This window comes from Klebsiella sp. S69 (genome assembly GCF_016516145.1).
Lineage (GTDB): Bacteria > Pseudomonadota > Gammaproteobacteria > Enterobacterales > Enterobacteriaceae > Klebsiella > Klebsiella oxytoca.
In genome coordinates, this window is record NZ_JACVUU010000021.1 from 22,374 (window position 1) to 39,932 (window position 17,559).

At 59.8% G+C, this 17,559-nt stretch carries 20 protein-coding genes; 18 read left to right on the forward strand and 2 right to left on the reverse strand.

Annotation, left to right across the window (positions count from 1 at the left end):
- Positions 1–13: 13 nt before the first annotated feature.
- The 17 genes from pduE (at position 14) to IAE27_RS20040 (ending at position 13,381) form a co-directional block, all read left to right on the forward strand.
- On the forward strand, positions 14–535 hold the full coding sequence (pduE, locus tag IAE27_RS19960) for a propanediol dehydratase small subunit PduE (protein ID WP_004115017.1): 522 nt from the start codon (positions 14–16) through the stop codon (positions 533–535).
- Between the two features lie 15 nt (positions 536–550).
- Positions 551–2,383, forward strand: coding sequence for a propanediol dehydratase reactivase alpha subunit PduG (gene pduG, locus IAE27_RS19965; protein WP_200092815.1), 1,833 nt, complete (start codon positions 551–553; stop codon positions 2,381–2,383).
- Positions 2,373–2,723, forward strand: a complete 351-nt coding sequence (gene pduH, locus IAE27_RS19970; RefSeq protein WP_004105142.1) for a propanediol dehydratase reactivase beta subunit PduH — start codon at positions 2,373–2,375, stop codon at positions 2,721–2,723. The genes pduG and pduH overlap by 11 nt, the downstream gene beginning before the upstream one ends.
- A gap of 19 nt (positions 2,724–2,742) precedes the next feature.
- Entirely contained in the window at positions 2,743–3,018 is a 276-nt protein-coding gene (pduJ, locus tag IAE27_RS19975) for a propanediol utilization microcompartment protein PduJ (RefSeq protein WP_001057755.1), read from the forward strand.
- A gap of 3 nt (positions 3,019–3,021) precedes the next feature.
- Positions 3,022–3,504 carry a BMC domain-containing protein gene (locus IAE27_RS19980; RefSeq protein ID WP_105889103.1) on the forward strand — a complete coding sequence of 161 codons (483 nt, stop codon included), beginning with the start codon at positions 3,022–3,024 and terminating at the stop codon, positions 3,502–3,504.
- Positions 3,504–4,136: a phosphate propanoyltransferase gene (locus IAE27_RS19985; protein ID WP_049094903.1), complete on the forward strand. Its 633-nt coding sequence runs from the start codon at positions 3,504–3,506 to the stop codon at positions 4,134–4,136. The genes IAE27_RS19980 and IAE27_RS19985 overlap by 1 nt, the downstream gene beginning before the upstream one ends.
- A complete protein-coding gene (gene pduM, locus IAE27_RS19990; protein ID WP_049094904.1) occupies positions 4,133–4,624 on the forward strand; it encodes a microcompartment protein PduM in 492 nt (163 codons plus the stop codon). The genes IAE27_RS19985 and pduM overlap by 4 nt, the downstream gene beginning before the upstream one ends.
- Positions 4,625–4,627: 3 nt before the next feature.
- Entirely contained in the window at positions 4,628–4,903 is a 276-nt protein-coding gene (gene pduN / locus IAE27_RS19995) for a propanediol utilization microcompartment protein PduN (RefSeq protein ID WP_000549823.1), read from the forward strand.
- Between the two features lie 9 nt (positions 4,904–4,912).
- Positions 4,913–5,923: a two-domain cob(I)yrinic acid a,c-diamide adenosyltransferase PduO gene (gene pduO, locus IAE27_RS20000; protein ID WP_154022852.1), complete on the forward strand. Its 1,011-nt coding sequence runs from the start codon at positions 4,913–4,915 to the stop codon at positions 5,921–5,923.
- Positions 5,920–7,311 (forward strand): CoA-acylating propionaldehyde dehydrogenase PduP, encoded by a 1,392-nt coding sequence (gene pduP, locus IAE27_RS20005; protein WP_200092817.1) that lies wholly within the window; start codon positions 5,920–5,922, stop codon positions 7,309–7,311. The genes pduO and pduP overlap by 4 nt, the downstream gene beginning before the upstream one ends.
- An 11-nt stretch (positions 7,312–7,322) precedes the next feature.
- The gene (gene pduQ, locus IAE27_RS20010) at positions 7,323–8,435 is read left to right on the forward strand and encodes a 1-propanol dehydrogenase PduQ (protein ID WP_108704598.1); all 1,113 of its coding nucleotides are present in this window, start codon (positions 7,323–7,325) and stop codon (positions 8,433–8,435) included.
- Positions 8,432–9,787 (forward strand): cobalamin reductase PduS, encoded by a 1,356-nt coding sequence (pduS, locus tag IAE27_RS20015; protein WP_135800268.1) that lies wholly within the window; start codon positions 8,432–8,434, stop codon positions 9,785–9,787. Before pduQ ends, pduS begins: the two co-directional genes overlap by 4 nt.
- Positions 9,788–9,789: 2 nt before the next feature.
- Positions 9,790–10,344 (forward strand): propanediol utilization microcompartment protein PduT, encoded by a 555-nt coding sequence (gene pduT / locus IAE27_RS20020; protein WP_000075777.1) that lies wholly within the window; start codon positions 9,790–9,792, stop codon positions 10,342–10,344.
- Positions 10,344–10,694 (forward strand): propanediol utilization microcompartment protein PduU, encoded by a 351-nt coding sequence (pduU, locus tag IAE27_RS20025; RefSeq protein ID WP_000441103.1) that lies wholly within the window; start codon positions 10,344–10,346, stop codon positions 10,692–10,694. Before pduT ends, pduU begins: the two co-directional genes overlap by 1 nt.
- A 4-nt stretch (positions 10,695–10,698) precedes the next feature.
- Complete coding sequence (gene pduV, locus IAE27_RS20030; RefSeq protein ID WP_004105216.1) at positions 10,699–11,151, forward strand: propanediol utilization protein PduV; 453 nt, start codon at positions 10,699–10,701, stop codon at positions 11,149–11,151.
- Positions 11,136–12,350, forward strand: a complete 1,215-nt coding sequence (locus IAE27_RS20035; protein WP_004105218.1) for an acetate/propionate family kinase — start codon at positions 11,136–11,138, stop codon at positions 12,348–12,350. Before pduV ends, IAE27_RS20035 begins: the two co-directional genes overlap by 16 nt.
- A 164-nt stretch (positions 12,351–12,514) precedes the next feature.
- A complete protein-coding gene (locus tag IAE27_RS20040; protein WP_004105221.1) occupies positions 12,515–13,381 on the forward strand; it encodes an L-threonine kinase in 867 nt (288 codons plus the stop codon).
- Positions 13,382–13,640: 259 nt separating this feature from the next.
- On the opposite strand, the gene cobD is transcribed toward IAE27_RS20040, so the two are convergent.
- Positions 13,641–14,720 carry a threonine-phosphate decarboxylase CobD gene (cobD, locus tag IAE27_RS20045; RefSeq protein WP_004105223.1) on the reverse strand — a complete coding sequence of 360 codons (1,080 nt, stop codon included), beginning with the start codon at positions 14,718–14,720 and terminating at the stop codon, positions 13,641–13,643.
- A gap of 17 nt (positions 14,721–14,737) precedes the next feature.
- A complete protein-coding gene (amiC, locus tag IAE27_RS20050; RefSeq protein ID WP_024274647.1) occupies positions 14,738–15,991 on the reverse strand; it encodes an N-acetylmuramoyl-L-alanine amidase AmiC in 1,254 nt (417 codons plus the stop codon).
- A gap of 227 nt (positions 15,992–16,218) precedes the next feature.
- On the opposite strand from amiC, the gene argA reads away from it, so the two are divergent.
- Positions 16,219–17,550 (forward strand): amino-acid N-acetyltransferase, encoded by a 1,332-nt coding sequence (argA, locus tag IAE27_RS20055; protein WP_004105227.1) that lies wholly within the window; start codon positions 16,219–16,221, stop codon positions 17,548–17,550.
- Positions 17,551–17,559 lie beyond the last annotated feature (9 nt).

Genomic DNA, 17,559 nt, shown 5'->3' on the forward strand with positions numbered 1-17,559 from the left:
AAAGGATAACTCCATGAATACCGACGCAATTGAATCGATGGTGCGCGACGTATTAAGCCGCATGAACAGCCTGCAGGGCGAGGCGCCGACGGCGGCTCCGGCGGCAGACGGCACGTCCCGTAGCGCAAAGGTCAGCGACTACCCGCTGGCGAACAAACACCCGGAATGGGTGAAAACCGCCACCAATAAAACGCTGGACGACTTTACGCTGGAAAACGTGCTGAGCAACAAAGTTACCGCCCAGGATATGCGTATTACCCCGGAAACGCTGCGCTTACAGGCTTCTATCGCCAGGGACGCGGGCCGCGACCGGCTGGCGATGAACTTCGAACGCGCCGCCGAACTGACCGCGGTACCGGACGATCGCATTCTTGAAATCTACAACGCCCTCCGCCCCTATCGCTCGACGAAAGAGGAGCTGCTGGCGATCGCCGACGATCTCGAAAGCCGCTATCAGGCGAAGATTTGCGCCGCTTTCGTTCGCGAAGCGGCAACGCTGTACGTCGAGCGTAAAAAACTCAAAGGCGACGATTAATTACAGGGGCATGTGATGCGATATATAGCTGGCATTGATATCGGCAACTCATCGACGGAAGTCGCCCTGGCGACTCTGAATGAGGCTGGCACGCTGACAATCACCCACAGCGCGCTGGCGGAAACCACCGGGATCAAAGGCACGTTGCGTAACGTGTTCGGTATTCAGGAGGCGCTCGCCCTCGTCGCCAGAGGCGCCAGGATCGCTGTCAGCGATATTTCGCTCATCCGCATTAATGAAGCTACGCCGGTGATTGGCGATGTGGCGATGGAAACCATTACCGAGACCATCATCACCGAATCGACCATGATCGGCCATAACCCGAAAACGCCCGGCGGCGCGGGGCTTGGCGTGGGCATCACCATTACGCCGCAGGAGCTGTTAACCCGCCCGGCGGACGCGCCCTATATCCTGGTGGTGTCGTCGGCGTTCGATTTTGCCGATATCGCCAGCGTGATTAACGCTTCCCTGCGCGCCGGATATCAGATTACCGGCGTCATTTTGCAACGTGACGATGGCGTACTGGTCAGCAACCGGCTGGAAAAACCGCTGCCGATTGTTGACGAAGTGCTGTACATCGACCGCATTCCGCTGGGAATGCTGGCGGCAATTGAGGTCGCCGTCCCGGGGAAGGTCATCGAAACGCTCTCTAACCCCTACGGCATCGCCACCGTATTCAACCTCAACGCCGAGGAGACGAAAAACATCGTCCCGATGGCTCGTGCGCTGATTGGCAACCGTTCCGCCGTGGTGGTCAAAACGCCATCCGGTGACGTCAAAGCGCGCGCGATACCCGCCGGTAACCTTGAGCTGCTGGCCCAGGGCCGGAGCGTACGCGTAGACGTTGCCGCTGGCGCCGAAGCCATCATGAAAGCGGTCGACGGCTGCGGCAAGCTCGATAACGTCACCGGCGAGTCGGGGACCAATATCGGCGGCATGCTGGAACACGTGCGCCAGACCATGGCCGAGCTGACCAACAAGCCCAGCAGCGAAATATTCATTCAGGACCTGCTGGCCGTCGATACCTCGGTGCCGGTGAGCGTCACCGGCGGTCTTGCCGGGGAGTTCTCGCTGGAGCAGGCCGTGGGCATCGCCTCAATGGTGAAATCGGATCGTTTGCAGATGGCGATGATTGCCCGCGAAATCGAGCAGAAGCTCAATATCGACGTGCAGATCGGCGGCGCCGAGGCCGAAGCCGCCATTCTGGGCGCGCTGACCACGCCGGGTACCACCCGACCGCTGGCGATCCTCGACCTCGGCGCAGGCTCCACCGATGCCTCCATCATCAACCCCAAAGGCGAAATCATCGCCACTCACCTCGCCGGAGCTGGCGATATGGTGACGATGATTATTGCCCGCGAGCTGGGGCTGGAAGACCGCTATCTGGCGGAAGAGATCAAGAAGTATCCGCTGGCCAAGGTGGAAAGTCTGTTCCATTTACGCCACGAGGACGGCAGCGTGCAGTTCTTCTCCACGCCGCTGCCCCCCGCCGTATTCGCCCGCGTCTGCGTGGTGAAACCGGACGAACTGGTACCGCTACCCGGCGACTTAGCGCTGGAAAAAGTGCGCGCCATTCGCCGCAGCGCCAAAGAGCGGGTCTTTGTCACCAACGCCCTGCGCGCACTGCGTCAGGTCAGCCCCACCGGCAACATTCGCGATATTCCGTTCGTGGTGCTGGTCGGCGGTTCGTCGCTGGATTTCGAGGTCCCGCAGCTGGTCACCGATGCGCTGGCGCACTACCGCCTGGTTGCCGGGCGGGGAAATATTCGCGGCAGCGAGGGTCCCAGAAACGCGGTGGCCACCGGCCTGATTCTCTCCTGGCATAAGGAGTTCGCGCATGGACAGTAATCACAGCGCCCCGGCTATTGTGATCGCCGCCATCGACGGCTGCGACGGCCTGTGGCGCGAAGTGCTGCTGGGTATCGAAGAGGAAGGCATTCCTTTCCTGCTCCAGCATCACCCGGCCGGGGATGTCGTGGACAGCGCCTGGCAGGCGGCGCGCAGCTCGCCGCTACTGGTGGGCATCGCCTGCGACCGCCATACGCTGGTCGTGCACTACAAGAATTTACCCGCATCGGCGCCGCTTTTTACGCTGATGCATCATCAGGACAGTCAGGCCCAACGTAACACCGGTAATAACGCGGCACGGCTGGTCAAAGGGATCCCGTTCCGGGATCTGAATAGCTAAGCAACAGGAGAACAGCAGTATGAATAACGCACTGGGACTGGTTGAAACAAAAGGGTTAGTAGGCGCCATTGAGGCCGCCGATGCGATGGTGAAATCGGCCAACGTGCAGCTGGTCGGCTACGAAAAAATTGGCTCGGGTCTGGTGACCGTAATGGTTCGCGGCGACGTCGGCGCAGTCAAAGCGGCGGTGGATGCGGGCAGCGCGGCGGCAAGCGTCGTAGGCGAAGTGAAATCCTGCCACGTGATCCCGCGTCCGCACAGCGACGTTGAGGCCATTTTACCGAAATCAGCCTGATTGATGGCGAATAAGGAGCACCGCGTGAAGCAATCACTGGGATTACTTGAAGTTTGTGGTCTGGCACTGGCTATTAGCTGCGCCGATATCATGGCGAAATCCGCTTCTATCACGCTGGTCGCCCTCGAAAAGACCAATGGTTCAGGCTGGACGGTCATTAAAATTACCGGTGATGTGGCCTCAGTACAGGCGGCCATCACCACCGGTGCACAGTTTGCCGAACAGCGAAATGGTCTGGTGGCTCATAAAGTCATCGCCAGACCCGGAGAAGGGATCCTGCCCGCAGAGGCTCCCCCATCCTCCGTCATGGAACCTGAGCCTGAAGAGTCAGAGACGGCTAATGTCGTTTCTGAAGCGCCAGCAGAAGAGCCCCTCCAGCAACAAGGCGTGGTCAGCTGCAACCTGTGCCTGGATCCAAAATGTCCGCGCCAGAAGGGCGAGCCGCGCACCCTTTGCATTCATCCCGGCAAGCGAGGTGAAGCGTAATGGATAAACAGCTTCTCGAATCAACGGTCAGTAAAGTCCTCGACGAGATGCGTCTGCGGCCCATTCCGCTGGGGGTTTCAAATCGTCATATCCACCTGTCGGCGTCGGATTATGAACGCCTGTTTCCTGGCCATCCCATCAGCGAGAAAAAAGCGCTGCTGCAGCCGGGACAGTACGCTGCGGAGCAAACCGTCACCCTGGTAGGGCCGAAGGGGCAGCTTAAAAATGTGCGCCTGCTCGGCCCACTGCGTTCGGTAAGCCAGGTGGAAATATCGCGTACCGATGCCAGAACCCTGGGGGTTGCGGCGCCGCTGAGAATGTCCGGCGATCTGAAAGGGACGCCGGGCATCCGTCTGGTCAGCCCCTATGGCGAACTGACGCTGTCGTCAGGGGTTATCGTCGCGCAACGGCATATTCATATGTCGCCGCTCGATGCGCTGATCCTGCGGGTTTCCCACGGCGATAGGGTCTCCGTGGCCATTGAAGGCGACGAGCGCGGGCTGATTTTCAACAACGTGGCGATTCGCGTTTCACCGGATATGCGTCTCGAAATGCACATTGATACCGATGAAGCCAACGCCGCCGGCGCCGATAATCCGCAGGCCTTTGCCCGGCTGGTAGGCCTGCGATGAACGGCGAAGTTCTGCAGCGCATCGTGGAGGAAATCGTCTCCAGGCTGCAGCGTCGCGCCCATAGCACGGCGACGCTGAGCGTTGCGCAGCTGCGCGATGCCGACTGCCCCGGGCTGTTCAGCCAGCACGCCTCGCTGCGCATCCTGCTTGTCGACCTGCCGCTGCTGGGCCAACTGACGGAGGCGGAAACCGACGATCCTGCGGCCCGGAAAATTCACGACGCGCTGGCTTTCGGCATCCGCGTGCAGCTCACCCTGCACAGCCAGCTGCTGCCGGTTATCCCGGTCAAAAAACTGGCGCGCCTGCCGACGATCTTCACCGACGAGCGCGGACTGCCGCTGATCCTGCACGCAGGATCGGTGCTGAGCTATCGCGACGTCGCGCATCTGGGCCAGGGTCGCCTGGTTATCCACCGCAAATGCATCGTGACCGCGCTGGCGCGCGAAGCGGCACAGGCGCGGCATATTCAATTAATTAAGCAGGAGTAAATCATGCATCTGGCACGAGTCACGGGCGCGGTTGTCTCCACGCAAAAATCGCCTTCCCTGATCGGCAAAAAGCTGCTGCTGGTGCGGCGGGTCAGCGCCGATGGCGAGCTTCCCGCCTCGCCGACCTCCGGCGATGAAGTCGCCGTGGATTCCGTCGGCGCGGGGATCGGCGAGCTGGTTCTGCTCAGCGGCGGCTCCAGCGCCAGGCACGTTTTTTCCGGGCCAAACGAGGCCATCGACCTCGCCGTTGTCGGCATTGTCGATACGCTTTCACGTTAAGGAGCGAATATGGCGATTTATACCCGAACGGGCGACGCTGGCACCACCTCACTCTTTACCGGCCAGCGGGTGAGTAAAACTCACCCGCGGGTTGAAGCCTACGGCACGCTGGATGAGCTGAACGCCGCGCTGAGCCTGTGCGCCTGCGCCGCCGCGGATGAAAATCACCGCGCCTTACTTGAGGCCATCCAGCAGCAGCTTTTTTGGTTTAGCGCAGAACTGGCCAGCGACAGCGAACGGCCGTCGCCGAAACAGCGCTACATCAGCAGCGAAGAGATTTCCGCTCTGGAAGCCGCCATCGATCGGGCCATGGCCCGCGTCGAACCGCTGCACAGTTTTATTTTACCCGGCCGCTGCGAAGCCGCGAGCCGCCTGCATTTTGCCCGCACGCTGGCCCGCCGGGCCGAACGGCGACTGGTTGAGCTGGCGGCGGAAGTCAACGTGCGCCAGGTGCTGATGCGCTACATCAATCGCTTGTCAGACTGCCTGTACGCCCTGGCGCGCGCGGAAGATAGCTATGCGCACCAGAACAACATCATTCGTGAAGTGAGCCGGCGCTATCTGGCCGCCACTCTACCGAGCCGCAGCAAGGAGAAGACGCCCCTGGCCCTTTCATTCCACGATCTGCACCAGCTCACCCGCGCCGCCGTTGAGCGCGCGCAGCAGCTTCAGGTTCCGGTGGTGATCAGCATTGTTGACGCACACGGCACCGAAACCGTGACCTGGCGGATGCCGGACGCCCTGCTGGTCAGCAGCGAACTGGCGCCGAAAAAAGCCTGGACCGCGGTGGCGATGAAAACGGCGACCCATGAGCTGAGCGAGGCCGTTCAGCCGGGCGCCGCGCTTTATGGCCTCGAAACGCATTTGCAGGGAAAAGTGGTTACCTTTGGCGGCGGTTACGCCCTGTGGCGCGACGGCTCATTAATTGGGGGTCTTGGCATCAGCGGCGGCAGCGTTGAACAGGACATGGATATAGCACAGACCGCCATCGCGGCCATTAACGTGGGAACTCATCAATGAATACTTCTGAACTCGAAACTCTTATTCGCACCATTCTTAGCGAACAGTTAACCCCAGCCCAAACGCCAAACCCGGCGCAGGGCAAAGGGATTTTTCAGTCCGTGAGCGAGGCCATTGATGCCGCGCATCAGGCGTTCTTACGTTATCAGCAGTGCCCGCTAAAAACCCGCAGCGCCATCATTAGCGCAATGCGTCAGGAGCTGACGCCGCATCTGGCCGCCCTGGCGGAAGAGAGCGCTAATGAAACGGGGATGGGCAACAAAGAAGATAAATTTTTGAAAAACAAAGCTGCGCTGGACAACACGCCGGGCGTGGAAGATCTCACCACCACGGCACTGACCGGCGACGGCGGCATGGTGCTGTTTGAGTATTCGCCATTTGGCGTTATCGGGTCGGTCGCACCGAGCACCAACCCGACGGAAACCATCATTAATAACAGCATCAGCATGCTGGCGGCGGGCAATAGCGTCTACTTCAGCCCGCATCCGGGAGCAAAAAAGGTCTCACTGAAGCTGATTAGCATGATTGAAGAGATTGTTTTCCGCTGCTGCGGCATCCGCAATCTGGTGGTTACCGTAGCAGAACCCACTTTCGAAGCCACCCAGCAGATGATGGCCCATCCGCGCATTGCGGTTCTGGCCATTACCGGCGGCCCGGGTATTGTGGCGATGGGCATGAAGAGCGGTAAGAAAGTCATTGGCGCTGGCGCGGGTAACCCGCCCTGCATCGTTGATGAAACGGCGGATCTGGTTAAAGCGGCGGAAGATATCATCAACGGCGCCTCGTTCGATTACAACCTGCCCTGCATTGCCGAGAAGAGCCTGATTGTGGTGGAGAGCGTCGCCGAACGTCTGGTGCAGCAAATGCAAACCTTCGGCGCGCTGCTGCTGAGCCCTGCCGACACTGACAAACTCCGGGCCGCCTGCCTGCCTGAAGGCCAGGCGAATAAAAAACTGGTCGGCAAAAACCCATCAGCCATGCTGGAAGCGGCCGGCATCGCCGTTCCGGCGAAAGCGCCGCGTCTACTGATAGCACTGGTTAACGCCGACGATCCGTGGGTTACCAGCGAGCAGCTGATGCCGATGCTGCCGATAGTGAAAGTTAGCAATTTCGATAGCGCGCTGGCCCTGGCGCTGAAGGTTGAAGAGGGACTGCATCATACCGCCATTATGCACTCGCAGAACGTGTCGCGCCTGAACCTCGCGGCCCGCACCCTGCAAACCTCGATATTCGTCAAGAACGGCCCCTCTTATGCCGGGATCGGCGTCGGCGGCGAAGGCTTTACCACCTTTACTATCGCCACGCCGACCGGTGAAGGGACAACCTCGGCGCGCACGTTTGCCCGCTCCCGTCGCTGCGTGCTGACCAACGGCTTTTCCATTCGCTAACCGAGGTCGTGATGAAGACTTTCTCACTACAAACGCGATTGTACAGCGGTCAGGGTAGCCTGGCGGTGCTCAAGCGCTTTACCAACAAGCACATCTGGATTATCTGCGATGGCTTTCTTGCGCGCTCGCCGCTGCTGGAAACCCTGCGTCAGGCGTTGCCCGCAGATAACCGCATTAGCGTCTTTAGCGAGATAACCCCGGACCCCACTATCCACACCGTGGTACAGGGCATTGCGCAAATGCAGGCCCTGCAGCCGCAGGTGGTCATCGGCTTCGGCGGCGGATCGGCAATGGATGCGGCGAAAGCTATCGTCTGGTTCAGTCAGCAGAGCGGCATCAGCATCGAAACCTGCGTGGCTATACCGACCACCAGCGGTACCGGTTCAGAAGTAACCAGCGCCTGCGTAATTAGCGATCCGGATAAAGGCATCAAGTACCCGCTGTTCAACAATGCGCTCTATCCCGATATGGCGATCCTTGACCCGGAGCTGGTGGTCAGCGTGCCGCCGCAGATTACGGCCAACACCGGCATGGACGTGCTGACCCACGCGCTGGAGGCGTGGGTCTCTCCGCACGCCAGCGACTTTACCGACGCGCTGGCGGAAAAAGCCGCCAAACTGGTGTTCCAGTATCTGCCCACCGCGGTGGAAAAAGGCGACTGCGTGGCGACGCGCGGGAAAATGCACAATGCCTCAACGCTTGCCGGGATGGCGTTCAGCCAGGCGGGGCTGGGGCTTAACCATGCTATCGCCCACCAGCTTGGCGGGCAGTTTCATCTCCCGCACGGACTGGCCAACGCGCTGCTGTTGACCGCGGTTATCCGCTTTAACGCCGGTCATCCGCGCGCCGGAAAACGCTACGCGCGGCTGGCCAAAGCCTGCGGCTTTTGTCCGGCAGACGCCAGCGATAGTACGGCGATCAATGCGCTGATCCAGCAAATCGAACGGCTCAAGCAGCGCTGTGCGCTGCCGTCACTGGCGATCGCGCTGAAAGAGGGACGTGCCGAGTACTCAGCGCGCATTCCGGCCATGGTGCAGGCCGCACTGGCTGACGTGACCTTGCGCACGAATCCTCGCCCGGCCAGCGCCGGGGAAATTCAGGAACTGCTGGAGGAACTGCTATGAGTACCGCCGTCAACGCTGTTGAAATGGCCAGAAGCGCCGAGGAGATCCGCGAGCGCGTGCGCGCTGCGGGCGTAGTCGGCGCGGGTGGAGCGGGTTTTCCCGCCCACGTGAAGCTGCAGGCGCAGGTGGAGATCTTTCTGGTTAACGCCGCCGAGTGCGAACCGATGCTCAAGGTCGACCAGCAGCTAATGTGGCAGCAGGCTGCACGTCTGGTCCGCGGCGTGCAGTACGCGATGACGGCAACCGGCGCGCGCGAAGGGGTGATTGCCCTGAAAGAGAAGTACCGCCGGGCTATCGACGCCCTCACCCCGCTGCTGCCTGCCGGTATTCGCCTGCATATTCTGCCGGATGTCTATCCCGCAGGCGATGAGGTGCTGACTATCTGGTTAGCTACCGGTCGACGGGTCGCACCCGCCGCGCTGCCAGCCAGCGTTGGGGTCATGGTGAATAACGTACAAACGGTGCTCAATATTGCCCGTGCGGTTGAGCAGCAGTTTCCGGTGACCCGCCGCACGCTAACCGTTAACGGCGCGGTCGCCCGACCGCTGACCGTCACCGTCCCCATCGGCATGTCGCTGCGCGAAGTGCTGGCGCTGGCGGGCGGCGCGACGGTCGACGACCCCGGTTTTATTAACGGTGGCCCGATGATGGGCGGCCTGATGACTGCTCTCGATAGCCCGGTAACCAAAACTACCGGCGGCCTGCTGGTGCTGCCCAAAAGCCATCCGCTTATCCAGCGGCGGATGCAGGACGAGCGCACGGTGCTTTCCGTGGCCCGTACCGTCTGCGAACAGTGTCGCCTGTGTACCGATCTCTGCCCACGGCATCTGATCGGCCACGAACTCTCCCCGCACCTGCTGGTGCGGGCGGTGAACTTTCATCAGGCCGCCACGCCCCAGCTGCTGCTGAGCGCGCTCACCTGTTCGGAATGCAACGTCTGCGAAAGCGTGGCCTGTCCGGTGGGGATCTCGCCGATGCGCATCAACCGCATGCTGAAACGCGAGCTGCGCGCGCAAAACCAGCGCTATGAAGGACCGCTCTATCCGGCCGACGAAATGGCGAAATATCGCCTCGTGCCGGTGAAGCGACTGATCGCCAAACTGGGGCTGAGCCCCTGGTATCAGGAGGCGCCGCTGGTGGAAGACGAACCGGCAGTAGAAACAGTGACTTTACAGTTGCGCCAGCATATCGGCGCCAGCGCGGTAGCGAACGTTGCAGTGGGTGAACGCGTTACCCGCGGGCAATGCGTTGCCGATATCCCGGCAGGCGCATTAGGCGCGCCGGTTCACGCCAGCATCGACGGCGTGGTTGCGGCCATCAGCGAACAGGCCATCACGGTTGTAAGAGGTTAACCATGTCTCAGGCTATAGGAATTTTAGAACTCACCAGCATTGCCAAAGGAATGGAACTCGGCGATGCGATGCTGAAAAGCGCCAACGTCAATCTGCTGGTCAGCAAGACTATCTGCCCGGGTAAGTTTCTGTTGATGCTCGGCGGGGATATCGGCGCTATCCAGCAGGCCATTGAAACCGGCACTTCGCAGGCCGGCGAAATGCTCGTCGACAGCCTGGTGCTGGCGAATATCCATCCCAGCGTACTCCCGGCCATCAGCGGCCTGAACAGCGTAGACAAACGCCAGGCAGTCGGCATCGTTGAAACCTGGAGCGTTGCGGCCTGCATCAGCGCCGCGGACCGGGCGGTGAAAGGCTCCAACGTCACCCTGGTACGGGTGCATATGGCCTTCGGCATCGGCGGTAAATGCTACATGGTGGTGGCGGGCGACGTTTCCGACGTCAACAACGCGGTTACGGTAGCCAGCGAAAGCGCGGGTGAAAAAGGGCTGCTGGTTTATCGTTCGGTGATCCCGCGACCGCATGAAGCCATGTGGCGACAGATGGTGGAGGGATAATGGAAAGACAGCCAACAACGGATCGCATGATTCAGGAATACGTTCCCGGGAAACAGGTAACCCTCGCGCACCTGATTGCCAATCCCGGGAAAGATCTCTTTAAGAAACTCGGCCTGCAGGATGCGGTGTCCGCCATCGGCATCCTCACCATTACGCCCAGCGAAGCGTCGATTATCGCCTGCGATATCGCCACCAAATCCGGCGCGGTGGAGATCGGTTTTCTTGACCGCTTTACCGGCGCCGTGGTGCTGACCGGCGACGTTTCCGCCGTCGAGTACGCCCTCAAGCAGGTGACGCGCACCCTGGGCGAGATGATGCAGTTTACTACCTGCTCAATAACCCGGACGTAGCGCGATGAAACGTCTGATGTTGATCGGCCCCAGCCAGTGCGGCAAAACCTCGCTGACCCAGGGCCTGCGCGGCGAAGCGCTCCATTATAAGAAAACCCAGGCGATTGAATGGTCGCCGATGGCCATCGACACGCCGGGCGAATATCTGGAGAACCGCTGCCTTTATAGCGCTCTGTTGACCAGCGCCTGCGAGGCCGACGTTATCGCTCTGGTGCTGAACGCCGACGCCCAGTGGTCGCCGTTTTCTCCGGGTTTTACCGCTCCGATGAACCGCCCGACGATTGGTCTGGTCACTAAAGCCGACCTTGCCGATGCGCAGCGGATATCGCTAATCGGCGAGTGGCTCAGGCAGGCTGGCGCCCAGCAGATTTTTATCACCAGCGCGCTGAATAATCTGGGTCTTGATGCCGTGCTGGATTTTCTGAATTCGAAGGAACCTTTATGTCTTACAAAATAATGGCCATTAATGCCGGCAGTTCATCGTTAAAATTCCAGCTGCTGGAGATGCCTCAGGGCGATATGCTCTGCCAGGGATTGATCGAGCGTATCGGCATGGCAAACGCCCAGGTGACCCTCAAAACGCCGGCGCAAAAATGGCAGGAAACGGCGCCCGTAGCCGATCACCGTGAAGCCGTCACCCTGCTGCTGGAAAAGCTCCTCGACCATCGGATTATCCAGAGTTTGCAGGATATCGATGGCGTCGGCCACCGCGTGGCGCACGGCGGGGAGCGCTTTAAAGATTCGACGCCGGTGACCGATGAGACCTTAGCGGAAATCGAGCGCCTGGCGGAGCTGGCCCCGCTGCATAATCCGGTCAACGCGCTGGGCATTAAAGTTTTCCGCCAGTTGCTGCCCGACGCGCCGTCGGTGGCGGTGTTTGATACCGCTTTTCACCAGACGCTGGACGAGCGCGCGTTTATCTATCCGCTGCCCTGGCGCTACTACAGCGAGTTGGGCATTCGCCGTTACGGCTTCCACGGCACCAGCCACAAGTACGTTAGCGCGACGCTGGCGGAAAAGCTGGGCGTACCGTTGAGCGCTCTGCGCGTGGTGTGCTGCCATCTCGGCAACGGCAGCAGCGTTTGCGCAATCAAAGGCGGGCGCTCGGTTAACACGTCAATGGGCTTTACGCCGCAGTCCGGCGTGATGATGGGCACCCGCAGCGGCGATATCGATCCGTCGATTCTACCGTGGCTGGCGCTGCATGAGGGAAAAACGCCGGAGCAGCTTAATCAGCTGCTGAATAACGAGTCCGGCCTGCTGGGGGTTTCCGGCATCTCGCACGATTATCGCGATGTCGAGCAGGCGGCGGACAGCGGTAATCGTCAGGCAGCCCTGGCGCTCTCGCTGTTTGCCGAGCGCATTCGCGCCACCATCGGCAGTTATATTATGCAGATGGGCGGCCTGGACGCGCTGATCTTTACCGGCGGCATCGGCGAAAACTCCGCCCGCGCCAGGAGCGCCATCTGCCATAACCTGAATTTCCTCGGGCTCTCGGTCGATGAAGAGAAAAACCAGCACAACGCTACCTTTATTCAGGCCGAAAATGCGATGGTCAAAGTGGCGGTCATCAATACCAATGAAGAGCTGATGATTGCCCGCGATGTGATGCGCCTGGCGCTTCCCGAAGCGCAGACATTAACCGTTTCAGCCTGAGCTCGCCGCCAGGCAAATTGCGGTGAATCATGGAAATAGCGGGATCGGCATGACACTATGCGCTTAAAATTCTGAAAACTTTACCCTAAATAATTCAGGTCACAGGACAAAGCACTGGTGCTTTGTCCCGTAGCTTGAAGTATAACGGGTAAAAAGGTGAATACGTGGCCGTAGCGCAATGCCCCGCCTCCTGTGGGGAACTCATCCAGGGCTGGATCCTCGGCAGCGAGAAGCTGGTCTCCTGCCCCGTTGACTGGTACAGCACCGTCGAGGTGGACTACGGTTCGCCTCGGGCGGATGAACGTCCGCTGGCGCGGGCGATGGTCGACCAGTTGCTGAGCTACTGGCGTTATCCGCCGGCGCTGAGCAAGGAGATTCGGATCGATATCTGCTCCACGATTCCGGTTGCCAAAGGTATGGCCAGCAGCACCGCGGACATCGCCGCGACGGCGGTAGCCGCCGCGCATCATCTCGGCCATCCGCTGGATGAACCCACCCTCGCCCGGCTCTGCGTCTCCCTGGAGCCCACCGACAGCACTCTGTTTCGTCAGCTCACCCTGTTCGACCACAACACCGCCGCCACGCAGATTGCCTGTGACAGCCAGCCTCAGCTCGATCTGCTGGTGCTGGAAAGCCCCGCTACGCTGCTGACCACCGATTACCACCGACTTCCCCGGCTTGAAAAGCTGCACGCCCACTCCGCGTCTCTGCAGCTAGCCTGGGAGAAAGTTCAGCTGGCCTGCGAGACGGATAATCCCCGGCGGATGGGAGAGGCCGCGACGCTTAGCGCCGTCGCCAGTCAGCATCTGTTACCAAAGCCGGGGTTTGATACGCTGCGGGGGCTGGTGGAAGAGTGCGATTTATACGGTATTAACGTGGCGCACAGCGGCAGCGTGGTCGGCCTGATGCTCGACCGTCAACGTCACGACATTGAGTATTTACAGCGACGGCTGGAAGAGACGCGACTTAGCGAGCTCTGGCCCAGGCAGCACCTGCTGCGCATGGTGCAGGGCGGCGTCGAACTGCGCTAACGCTGCCGCTGCTATGCCCCGGAGGCGGCGCTGCGCGCCTGTCCGGGCTACCGGACCACAGACGGCTGTAAACCCGCAGCCCGGCTAAGCGCAGCGCGAGCCGGGAAGCAGCCGCACCGATACATTAATCCCGGCGCATTCCCCGGAGGCGGCGCTGAGCGCCTGTCCGGGCTACCGACCCGCAGACGGCTATGAACCCGTAGCCCGGTCAGCGCAGCGCCACCGGGAAGAACCGCAGACGAACAATAGCGGCAGACATCTACTCGTTAAATACCCGCCTGAAGGCCGTCAGCAGCCGGGTATTTTCCTGCTGGCTGCGGATCGCGACGCGAAAGTAGCGCCCGTCGAGCCCTGGATAATTGGCACAGCTGCGGATCAGGATGTGCTGCTGCAGCATCGCGTATTGCAGATCCAGATCCGCAACGTCGCAGCGCAGAAACAGATAGTTTGCCTGTCCGGGATAGACCGTCAGGCCGGGAATATGGCGCAGTTGATGATAAAAGCGCTGCCCTTCCTCCGCCAGCCACTGCCAGGTTTTCTGCTGGTAGGCGCTATCCTGGAGAATGATCTCCCCCGCCAGGGCGGCAAAAGCATTTATCGACCACGGCATCTGGCGCTCGCGCATTCTTGCCACCGCCCGCGCATCGCCATTGACCAGATACCCCAGGCGCAGGCCGGGTATGGCATAAAATTTGGTGAGCGAACGCAGCACCCACACGTGCGGATTGTGGGCCAGAAGCGGAATAAATCCTGGCTCATCGGGGATAAAATCGATAAACGCCTCATCGAGGATCAGGGCGATGTCCAGCGACTGACAGCGTTCAGCAATCAGCGCCAGCAGTCGACGATCGGGCAGCAGGCCGGTTGGATTGTTCGGCGTGCAGAGAAATAAGCAGTCCAGATCCGGCGTCAGGGCGTCAAGAATCGCTCCGGTGAGCTGCCAGCCATCCTCCTCGCGCAGCAGAAATTCCCGCACCGCGCACTCCACCGACTGCAGCGCCCGGCGATATTCGGCAAAACCCGGAGTGACGATCATCGCCTGGCGCGGTTTCAGCCCCTGTACCAGGGTAAAAATCGCTTCAGTTTCGCCGTTTCCTGCAAGGATCGACGACGCAGGAATATGATGATGTTCCGCCAGCGCAAGGTGCAGCTGCTGATACTCAACGTCGGGATAGCGTTCAGCGCAGTCCATATTGTTGAGGATTGCGCGCTTTAAACTTTCCGGCATCCCCAGCGGGTTGATGTTGGCGCTAAAATCCAGCAACTGCTCCGCAGAGATGCCCATAAGCGCGGCGGCCTCGCGAATATTGCCGCCGTGCGCGCTCTTTAATAGAGCCATTTCACTTTCCTGTTGCGTTATCCTCGCCTTGCCAGCGTCGCGCCGTCGGCGAAGTAGGCTTTAATCCCTGCCAGAATCGACTCTGCAACCTGCTGCTGGAATTTCGCCGTTTTCAGTTTACGCTCTTCTTCGATGTTGCTGATAAACGCGGTTTCCACCAGGATCGATGGAATATCCGGCGCTTTCAGCACCGCGAAGCCCGCCTGCTCAACCTGATTCTTGTGCAGGTTATTAATATTTCCCATCTTTTCCAGCACCGCCTTGCCAAACTTCAGGCTGTCGGCAATGGTCAACGACTGCACCATGTCGAACATCGTGTGGTCGACGTAGCGATCGCCGCTTTTGCTGACGCCGCCGATCAGATCCGAGGCGTTCTGGGTCTGAGCCAGATATTTAGCCGCGGTACTGGTAGCCCCTTTGGTTGACAGGGCAAATACCGACGAGCCGCTCGGCTGACGGCTGGTAAACGCATCGGCGTGAATAGAGACAAACAGGTCGGCGCGCTGCTTCTGCGCTTTGGCGACGCGAACCTTCAGCGGGATAAAGACATCCTCGTTGCGGGTCATATAGACCTTCATGTTGCCCTCTTTCTCGATCAGCGCGCGCAGCCGTCGGGCTATCTGCAGCACCACGTCTTTCTCGCGGGTGCGGTATTTACCGACGGCGCCGGAATCCTCGCCGCCGTGTCCGGGATCGAGCATGATAACGATAGGCCGATCGCGCCCGGCTTTACCCGGTTTCGGCCCGCTCTCCGCAGGAGGAACCTGCCGCTGCAGATCGCCTTTATTGTAATCCTCGAGCAGCGCCAGCAGCGGATCCTGCACGTCGGTCGCGTTGGAAGGGTAGAGATCCATGACCAGACGCTCTTTAAAACCGGCGACCGGAGCGAGCGCGAACAGCTGCGGTTTTACGTTCTGTTTCAGCTCGAACACCATGCGTACGGTTTGCGGGTCGAATTGTCCCACGCGGGCGGACTGAATATAGGGATCGTCGCTGCGAATCTGGTTACCCATGCCTTTTAGGACGGAGTTGAGGTTAACGCCTTCCAGATCCACAACCACACGTTCAGGATTACTGAGCGCAAACTGCCGATATTTCAGGATATGGTTGGACTCCACGGTGACGCGCGTGTAGGTCGATGATGGCCAGACGCGTACGGCAACCACCTGCGCCGCGGCAGCCAACCCAACCGGACTCACACTCATTAACCACATGGCGCCCGCCCCCTGTAAAAATCGGCGGCGGCTTAATCCTGACTTGTATCCTGACATGCCACTCCCAAGCAGTAAGAAATCATTCGTATTTAAAACAAACAGATTGACCAGAAACTTTAACGAAAGGCGCATAACCTGTCATCTATAAAAGGGTAAACAATCTTTGACACCCTGATTTGGCTCACACTGTTTTCTCGGTTGCGCGAGAAATTGGGGCTTGCGTTTGCCGGCAAAACAGAATAAAAATACATAAATTACGAATAATCATGCATTGAGGTTGTGTCATGGTGAAGGAACGTCGCACCGAACTGGTAGAGGGATTCCGCCATTCTGTCCCCTATATTAACGCCCATAGAGGTAAAACGTTTGTCATCATGCTGGGCGGGGAAGCCATCGAGCATGATAATTTCTCTAGCATAGTCAACGACATTGGCCTGCTTCACAGCCTGGGAATTCGTCTGGTAGTGGTCTATGGCGCCCGTCCGCAGATCGACGCCAACCTGGCGGAGCACCGTCACGAACCGGTCTATCACAAACAAACCCGAGTGACTGACGCCAAAACGCTCGAGCTGGTTAAGCAGGCGGCGGGTATGCTGCAGCTGGAAATTACCGCTCGCCTGTCGATGAGCCTCAACAACACCCCGCTGCAGGGCGCCCACATCAACGTGGTCAGCGGCAATTTCATTATCGCGCAGCCGTTAGGCGTGGATGACGGCGTGGATTACTGCCATAGCGGGCGCATTCGGCGCATCGATGAAGAAGCCATTCACCGTCAGTTGGATAACGGCGCGATTGTGCTGATGGGCCCGGTTGCGGTGTCGGTCACCGGCGAAAGCTTTAACCTGACCTCCGAAGAGATTGCAACCCAGCTGGCGATTAAGCTCAAAGCCGAAAAGATGATTGGCTTCTGCTCGTCACAGGGGGTGTACAACCAGGATGGCGAGATCGTCCCCGAGCTATTCCCTAACGAAGCCCAGGCGCGGGTTGAAGAGATGGAAGCGGACGAAGACTACAGCTCCGGTACCGTGCGCTTCCTGCGCGGCGCGGTAAAAGCCTGCCGCAGCGGCGTGCGCCGCTGCCACCTGATTAGCTATCAGGAAAACGGCACTCTGCTGCAGGAGCTGTTCTCACGCGACGGTATCGGCACTCAGATAGTGATGGAGAGCGCCGAGCAGATCCGCCGCGCCACCATTAACGACATCGGCGGCATCCTTGAGCTGATAAGCCCGCTGGAGCAGCAGGGCATTCTGGTCAGGCGTTCTCGCGAACAGCTGGAGATGGAAATCGATAAGTTCACCATTATTCAGCGCGACAACACCACCATCGCCTGCGCCGCGCTCTATCCTTTCCCGGAAGAGAAGATCGGCGAAATGGCCTGCGTGGCGGTGCATCCGGACTACCGCAGCTCATCGCGCGGCGAAGTGCTGCTCGAACGAATTGCCGCGCAGGCGAAGCAAATGGGCCTCAGCAAACTGTTTGTTCTGACAACCCGCAGCATTCACTGGTTCCAGGAGCGCGGATTTACGCCGGTAGACGTTGACCTGCTGCCGGAGAGCAAAAAAGAGATGTACAACTATCAGCGCCGCTCCAAGGTGTTGATGGCAGACCTGGCCTGATTCTCTCCC

Bases quoted from the DNA above. Each gene is read 5' to 3' on its own strand.
- pduE (WP_004115017.1), top strand. From the start codon at position 14: ATGAATACCGACGCAATTGAATCGATGGTGCGCGACGTATTAAGCCGC.
- pduG (WP_200092815.1), top strand. From the start codon at position 551: ATGCGATATATAGCTGGCATTGATATCGGCAACTCATCGACGGAAGTC.
- pduH (WP_004105142.1), top strand. From the start codon at position 2,373: ATGGACAGTAATCACAGCGCCCCGGCTATTGTGATCGCCGCCATCGAC.
- pduJ (WP_001057755.1), top strand. From the start codon at position 2,743: ATGAATAACGCACTGGGACTGGTTGAAACAAAAGGGTTAGTAGGCGCC.
- IAE27_RS19980 (WP_105889103.1), top strand. From the start codon at position 3,022: ATGGCGAATAAGGAGCACCGCGTGAAGCAATCACTGGGATTACTTGAA.
- IAE27_RS19985 (WP_049094903.1), top strand. From the start codon at position 3,504: ATGGATAAACAGCTTCTCGAATCAACGGTCAGTAAAGTCCTCGACGAG.
- pduM (WP_049094904.1), top strand. From the start codon at position 4,133: ATGAACGGCGAAGTTCTGCAGCGCATCGTGGAGGAAATCGTCTCCAGG.
- pduN (WP_000549823.1), top strand. From the start codon at position 4,628: ATGCATCTGGCACGAGTCACGGGCGCGGTTGTCTCCACGCAAAAATCG.
- pduO (WP_154022852.1), top strand. From the start codon at position 4,913: ATGGCGATTTATACCCGAACGGGCGACGCTGGCACCACCTCACTCTTT.
- pduP (WP_200092817.1), top strand. From the start codon at position 5,920: ATGAATACTTCTGAACTCGAAACTCTTATTCGCACCATTCTTAGCGAA.
- pduQ (WP_108704598.1), top strand. From the start codon at position 7,323: ATGAAGACTTTCTCACTACAAACGCGATTGTACAGCGGTCAGGGTAGC.
- pduS (WP_135800268.1), top strand. From the start codon at position 8,432: ATGAGTACCGCCGTCAACGCTGTTGAAATGGCCAGAAGCGCCGAGGAG.
- pduT (WP_000075777.1), top strand. From the start codon at position 9,790: ATGTCTCAGGCTATAGGAATTTTAGAACTCACCAGCATTGCCAAAGGA.
- pduU (WP_000441103.1), top strand. From the start codon at position 10,344: ATGGAAAGACAGCCAACAACGGATCGCATGATTCAGGAATACGTTCCC.
- pduV (WP_004105216.1), top strand. From the start codon at position 10,699: ATGAAACGTCTGATGTTGATCGGCCCCAGCCAGTGCGGCAAAACCTCG.
- IAE27_RS20035 (WP_004105218.1), top strand. From the start codon at position 11,136: ATGTCTTACAAAATAATGGCCATTAATGCCGGCAGTTCATCGTTAAAA.
- cobD (WP_004105223.1), bottom strand. From the start codon at position 14,720: ATGGCTCTATTAAAGAGCGCGCACGGCGGCAATATTCGCGAGGCCGCC.
- amiC (WP_024274647.1), bottom strand. From the start codon at position 15,991: ATGTCAGGATACAAGTCAGGATTAAGCCGCCGCCGATTTTTACAGGGG.
- argA (WP_004105227.1), top strand. From the start codon at position 16,219: ATGGTGAAGGAACGTCGCACCGAACTGGTAGAGGGATTCCGCCATTCT.